Annotated in this window: 5 protein-coding genes; all 5 read right to left on the bottom strand. The window is 38.3% G+C overall.

What is annotated here, in order from left to right:
* Positions 1 to 406, bottom strand: a 406-nt coding sequence (locus tag CLHUN_RS21270) for a hypothetical protein (protein ID WP_165755825.1), incomplete at its 3' end; no start/stop codon positions are given.
* Positions 407 to 496: 90 nt separating this feature from the next.
* The gene (locus CLHUN_RS21275; protein WP_080066694.1) at positions 497 to 979 is read right to left on the bottom strand and encodes a hypothetical protein; all 483 of its coding nucleotides are present in this window, start codon (positions 977 to 979) and stop codon (positions 497 to 499) included.
* A 12-nt stretch (positions 980 to 991) separates the two neighbouring features.
* Positions 992 to 2,593: an RHS repeat-associated core domain-containing protein gene (locus CLHUN_RS21280; protein ID WP_080066695.1), complete on the bottom strand. Its 1,602-nt coding sequence runs from the start codon at positions 2,591 to 2,593 to the stop codon at positions 992 to 994.
* 48 nt (positions 2,594 to 2,641) lie between these two features.
* The gene (locus CLHUN_RS21285) at positions 2,642 to 2,941 is read right to left on the bottom strand and encodes a hypothetical protein (protein ID WP_080066696.1); all 300 of its coding nucleotides are present in this window, start codon (positions 2,939 to 2,941) and stop codon (positions 2,642 to 2,644) included.
* 31 nt (positions 2,942 to 2,972) lie between these two features.
* A partial coding sequence (locus tag CLHUN_RS22255; RefSeq protein ID WP_165755826.1) for a hypothetical protein occupies positions 2,973 to 3,850 on the bottom strand: 878 nt, incomplete at its 5' end.

Raw genomic sequence — 3,850 nt, forward strand, 5'->3', positions numbered from 1 at the left:
CGTACAGGCTCCTGGTGGTTTTTCCGTTTTCTGTCTTTTCCGTCCTGTAGCCTTCCCCGTTATATTTATACGTGCTTGTGCCTTCTCCTGTGGTGGCCTTTACCATCTGGTTCCATACGTCATATTCGTAGCTGGCGGTGCCTGCCACTATGGGCTTTGCATTTTTTGTGGCTCCGTCCTTCTGGCCTTCTATGTACATGCCGAATTTGGCCTTGGGAGGGTTTGACGGGTCTATTTCACGGGTTTGCTCCATACTTTTCCTGGTCAGGTTGCCGTTGTTGTAATAGGTGTAGGTCTCTGTTTTTGCCGGGTCATAGACATTTTCTCCTCTATGGTTTTTGCCTCCGGGATATATTTTCCTGTTTTCCTTGTTGGCGGCATTGTACTCCGTAGTATCATAAGGCATACACTTCCCTGAGAGCATTCAAGCATCTATATGCTTACTCATTGAAAGAAAGACGGTCATCATATAGACAACCGCCTAAACATAATATAATTATATTTCTTTTACTAAAATTGCTTCTTCCTTGTATTTATCAATATTATCAATATCTACCCATGGAATATCTAAAGGTCTTATTTTGTAGAACCTTACAACGCTACCAAACTCATCATGAGATATTACAATATGAAACTTTTCTTTTGGAAATTCTGTCTTTAATTTGTGTTCCCATATCTTCATTATTTCTATAGCTATTCTTAAAGAATATTTAGGATTCTCCTCTAGCTCTGGCAAAACGTCTGACAAATGAATATGATTATATGTTGCCTCAAGTTGAGTTCTATCACAAAAAATATTATTAACTTGAAATTTTTCTGGTAAATCATCTAAATTATATCCTAATTTTAATAAAATACACCCATCCCATTCAATAAATTTGGGATTAAACTTGTTCAATATATTTATAGTTGGTGTTAATTGATAATTGCTATCTTCGAACTCCTCAATCAATTCTTTCATTTTCTTATTTTTAATCATTCTATTATCTCCCTAAGGTAATTTTATTCCGGGTTCTCCTAAATACTGTTCTAATCCAACATTAAGTTTCTTAACAAAATCAGGATTATTCAGATTAGCATTTACCGATTTAGGAGCAACATTTCCATTTTTATCAACAAAAACCTGCTTTTGTGGGTCAAATAAATACTTATTCCCATTTGCATCTTGGTAGTGAATCTGTCCAGGTCTATGTCCAGGATTGGGATTTTCTACATCTATTCTTGCTTGACTACCCTTTTCTTTCCAAACAGTCTTACTTGTTACTTGGGTTCCATTCTCCCCAAACATAGCTGCATTATTACTCCCCCCCTGACTTTGAATCTGTTGGATATTAGCTACAGCGTGCCCCGCAGACGATACGGTAATAGTTGCACAATATGCTGTCGCCGCAGCTCCTGCCATTGCGCCTACTATAGTAGGCGCAGTCATAACAGTAAATACCCCACTTTCAAAAGTTCCTATTCCTGCCAATATTCCAGAAATTGAATCGCCAGTTACTTTTCCAATCAAGTATATTGTATTATTTTTCCTATCATAGTAGACATCTAACTTACCGGAAACACCATATGTAATACTCTCTAAAAATCCTGCTCCAGTCCCCCGTATAAAATCATTAACATTGTTTGCAGTCTCTTTTAACCCACTATTTTTATCACTACTTGTATTATTTGCACTGCTTGTATTACTCCCTGATGTATTATTCCCACTTGCAGGGGTATTTGTAGGCTTATAAGTATTTGTTACACTTTTGGATACTGCTGAGGTATTCCTGTATTCAGTAGTACCGTCTATTTTTCCAGTCTTTGTATTTACTGTTGTATTTATTTCAACCCCCTTGTTAGTTGCGTTGAATTTTCTGTCAAAAGTTTCATTTTCAATAATTGCGCTTCCGTTTACCAATTTAATTTCGTTATATCCAAAGGTTCTGGACACCCCGCCGATAGTTACCGTAACAGAACTGTTTTGAGAATTCCATTTTGCTTCTCCTCCTGCTGCTTTAGCCAACTCTGTAATTTTTGCATCCGCATGCCCCGTCGGGTCCACATACATCACAGGCTCATTATGGCAATACGTATACAAATTCAAGCTAAGCGGGTCACCTGCACTGCCCAGATATGTATCCTCCTGCAGGAACCGTGCTGTCTTTGCATCATACATTCTGGCGTTAAGATAGTACAAATCTGTTGTGCTGTCATATACATAGCCTGCATAGCGGTACGGATTGTCAACTGCCTTGCCGGTTTCTGTGCCTGACGCATTGTAGTAGTGTGTTTCCAATGCGTTTCCAAAGGCATCATAGTAATAGCTGGCCGCCAAGGTTCCATCTGCTCCCAGCAGTGCTGTTACATCCCCATGGCCGTTGTACATGTAGCTGTAGGTTTCCTCTTTTGTGTTCCCGTTTTCCCTGGTGGTCACTGTCCTTTGTATGAGGTTTGTCCCATATATGTTCCTGGCGGTTTCTTTTTTCCGTTTTCGTCTGTTTCCAGGATTACCTTGTCCCCTTCGTACAGGCTCCTGGTGGTTTTTCCGTTTTCCGTCTTTTCCGTCCTGTAGCCTTCCCCATTTTGGAATACATCTTTTATATAAATACATTACTTTATAATTCTGCTAGAATAAATTAGCTATTTAATATTTATCAAGTCAAAACAGGTGAGGTCTTAGCTTAATGTTTAATTTTTCTTCTAATATTGAAAGTATAACGACCCATAAACAATATGACCAAAATATATTTGCAAAATGGAGTAATATCTTTTTTATAATACCAATCTTCTCACTTTTAGAACTTCCGAATGCTCCAAAACTCCTTGCGGCCAAAAGAAGCGCAAACATCAAAAATGGTATGGAATATATAATATATAAAACTTTTATTGGAACAATAATATAATCGGTTTGTTTTTTAATATTTAAATTACCGAACAGAATATTAAGCATGTTTTTCATATCTTAAACCATCCTCGTTAAGTTACTGTATTTATTTACCTATCATATTCTTTGTATTAACTTTCCTATTTACAGTATCTATCCAATCTTTTGTCCATTGAGGGTCTTCGCCAGGAGCAAGTTGGGCTAATGATGGAACAGTGTTGGCTAAACTTCTTGCAAATCCAAATGAACTAGCATCAGCCGTAGTTCCAATTATAGCCAGTACTAATGCCTTGTTATAGTTTTCCGGGTTATATTGTGCGACAAGTGCTAAATCATCCTTAAATAGGTCTGCGGAAGTACCTATCTCTGTAAATGGAGTAATAATTGTACCTGCCACACCTAATACCTGACCTACTTTTCCAACAGTAGATGCAGTTCTCACCGTATTTATAGGTACAAGTTCACCTGTATATAACTTAACTCCTTGTCCCCCCAAGCTTGCTGCTTTATTCAATAATCTTTGGGCTTCACTTGTTTCAGTAGTTGTTGGCAAAATAATATCTAAAAATGTGTTGAGTCCTTTTTTTGTAAGTGACGCTCCTGAAAAATCATTAGTATTTACTGCTATTGCTCCGGCCACATTCCCACCAAACGAAGCGGCACCTGCCAATGATAAAATGTTACTACTTCCACTAGTCCCACCCCCATTTCCTACAGCCATAGTTGACTTATTTGCATTTATTGAAGATAGATTTGCAAGCGCCATATAGCTGCTCACCTGAGCCACTTGATTTGTCAAAGTGCTCATTTGTGCGCTCGATGCGGCTGGAACCGGCACCTTGGGTGTCACTGTCACTGGTGCTGATGTGGGTATATCACTTTTTATATTCACTTTTTGAACTGCCAGTTCATTGCCTACTACTACGGTATTTACCGAGCCGCCGTTTGTCTTTGCCTTTACTTCAACTATGTTATTAATGGCCT

Source organism: Ruminiclostridium hungatei, from assembly GCF_002051585.1.
In the GTDB taxonomy this organism is placed as follows: domain Bacteria; phylum Bacillota; class Clostridia; order Acetivibrionales; family DSM-1351; genus Ruminiclostridium; species Ruminiclostridium hungatei.